The sequence below is a fragment of the Kitasatospora sp. NPDC056531 genome (genome assembly GCF_042794375.1).
Taxonomy (GTDB): Bacteria; Actinomycetota; Actinomycetes; order Streptomycetales; family Streptomycetaceae; genus Kitasatospora.
This window is the reverse complement of record NZ_JBHTTU010000270.1, coordinates 1-2,822: the sequence shown is the minus strand read 5'-3', so window position 1 is coordinate 2,822 and position 2,822 is coordinate 1. Positions and strand designations below refer to the sequence as shown.

Annotated in this window: 1 protein-coding gene; it reads left to right on the top strand. The window is 76.5% G+C overall.

Annotated features, from left to right (window positions below):
• Positions 1 to 68: 68 nt before the first annotated feature.
• The gene (locus ACFQ87_RS45460; protein WP_380616920.1) at positions 69 to 2,795 is read left to right on the top strand and encodes a M4 family metallopeptidase; all 2,727 of its coding nucleotides are present in this window, start codon (positions 69 to 71) and stop codon (positions 2,793 to 2,795) included.
• Positions 2,796 to 2,822: the final 27 nt, after the last annotated feature.

Sequence of the window (2,822 nt, the reverse complement as noted above, 5' to 3'; positions counted from 1 at the left end):
TGCTTATTGTGGGCTGTGTGCCGGCCACCGTGCCGGCGCACCGCCCGCTCCCTCACGAGAGGACCGCCGTGCCCCAACATCCCCATGTCGCCCGTGCGTTGGCCGTCGCCGCCGCCACGGTGGCACTGGTGCTGACCGCGCCGCCCGCCCTGGCCGGGCCCGCGGCCGCGCAGCCCGCGCCGGCCGCCGGCGCCGAAGCGGTGCCCGCCCTGGTGGCGGGCAAGGACACCGCCACCCCGCAGCTGGTGACCGGCCTGGGCGAGAGCGCCCCCGGCGAGCCGGCCCAGGCCGCCCGGGCCCACCTGGCCGCCCACCCCGAGCGCTACCGCATCGACACCGCCGAACTGACCGAGCTCGCCTCCACACCCGGCCCGGGCGGCCGGCGCACCGTCAGGTTCGAGCAGCGCCACGGCGGGATCCCCGTGCTCGGCGGCCAGTACCTGGTGCACCTGGCCGGCCAGGGCGCCGGGCAGAAGGTCGAGTCGGCGGGCGGGCGCTACTTCACCGGCCTGACCGCCCCCACCACCCCCGCCGTCCCGGCCGAGACCCTGCGCCGCACGGCGCTCACCGCGCTGACGGACCCGCAGGAGCAGGCCGACGCCACCGCCGAGGACCTCGGAGCGGTCATCCTGCCCGGCGGACCCGGCCGCCTGGCCGAGCACTACACCGTGCGCCCCAAGGCCGGCGGCACCGCCCGCGAGGTGTACGTCGACGCCACCGCCGGCACGCTCGCCCTCGCCTACGACGCCCGCGCGCCCCGGGCCGCGGCCGCCCCGGCGTCCGGCCAGGCCACCGGTGCCGGCGACGGACTGCAGCCCGCCACCGGCACCGCCCCCGACGCCCACCGGCACACCACCGCGCTGAACACCGCCAAGCGCCCCGACGGCACCTACCAGCTCACCGACCTCACCCGCCCCGCCGTCATCACCACCTACGACGCCGCCGGCCGCGACCAGGGCGACTTCGACCGCACCATCCCGGCCGACGCCGCCCCCGTCTCCTCCCCCACCCCCGACTTCCCGGCCGCCACCGGGGACGACGGCGCCACCGACGCCCACGTCAACGCCGGAATCGTGTACGACTTCTACCGCGACCGGCTCGACCGCGACGGCCTGGACGGCCAGGGCGGACCGATCGTCTCCGTGGTCGACGTGACCGACAACGGCCGCCCGTTCCCGAACGCGTTCTGGGACGGCCACCAGATGGTCTACGGCTCCGGCCCGGGCTTCTACCCGTTCTCCGCCGCCCTGGACGTGGCCGGGCACGAGATGACCCACGCCGTCATCCAGCACACCGCCGACCTGGTCGGCTTCGGCCAGTCCGGCGCCATGAACGAGGGGATCGCCGACTACTTCGGCAACGCCATCGAGGCCACCGCCCGCCACCTGTCCATGGACGACCCCACCGCCCCGCTGCTGGGCGAGAGCCTGTGCCGCACCGGCACCCCGCAGGCCTGCGCGCAGCGCCGCCTGGACGACCACCGCACCACCGTGGACGACTACCTGGGCGCCCTCGGCGACGTCGACTCGGGCGGGGAGCACCTCAACTCCACCATCTTCAGCGGCGCGCTGTGGGACATCCGGCGCACCATCGACCCGCTCACCGCCGACCGGGTCGTCTACCACGCGCTCGCCGACTACCTCACCCCGACCGACGACTTCCTCGCCGGCCGCGACGCGGTGCTGGCCGCCGGGCTCGACCAGGGCCTGGACGGGCGCCAACTGCACGCGCTGGCCGCCGCGTTCGACGCCCACGGGATCCGCCCCGGCTGGCAGCACCGGCTCGGCATGGACAGCCGCACCCTGCTGCCGGGCATCCCCAACGGCATGGCCGCCCCGGTCGCCGCGAACGGGCACTGGGTGATCCTGGCCAACGGCCCCGACGGCACCGGGCTGTACACCGGCACCACCGACGGCCACGGCGAGCCCGTACGGCTCAGCCCCGAGGACGGGCGCTTCCACAGCTGGTCCGCCACCGACGGCACCACCGCCGTGTGGGAGGCCCAGGGCGGTTCCCAGGGCCCGGGCCAGGAGGTGCTGACGGCCCCGCTCAGCGGCCAGGGTCCGGTGCGCAGCCTCTTCAAGTCCACCGCCCAGGGGGCTTCCGGCCTCCAGGTCTCCGGCGCGGACATCGCCTTCGTGGTCACCGACCACGCCACCGGCCGCACCCGGGCGCAGTTGGTCCACGACGGCGGCGCGGCGGTCGAGATCCCGCTGCCCGAGGGCCACAGCCTGGCCGACCTGACCCTGCGCGACGGCCTGCTCGGCTGGAGCGAGACCTGGCAGGAGGGCGGGCAGCGGGTGAGCGCGCCGACCGTCTACTCCATCGCCGCCGGGAAGGTCACCGCCCAGTACACCGCCCACGCCCCGGCCGGTTCCGGCCCGAGCACCGTCTCCTCCACCCGCCTGGCCGGCGGCCGCGTGCTGTGGCTCGACACCCCCGCCCAGGCCACCGCCCGAAGCACCATCCGCTCCGGGGCCGTGGACGGCTCGGGCGTCGTCGATCTGCTGTCCGCCGACTCCCCGAACGCCCCGCGCCGCACCACGCTGACCGCCTCCGACCAGGCCGTCACCTACCAGCTCACCTCCGAGCGGCCGGCCGGCGGCTGGACCAACGCCGCGCTGCCCAAGCTGTGGCAGGTGCCGCTGGCGGGCGGCGCCCCGCAGCGCCTGTCCTGCGACCGCGGCGGCCAGTACAGCCCGGCCGCCGACGAGGGCACCCGGGTGGTGTGGCTGGACGCCACGCCCGGCCGGGCGGACCTGGTAATACGCGAGCGCCCGGCGGGCGGCTGCTGAGCACACGGCACCCGCCTGCGGTACGGC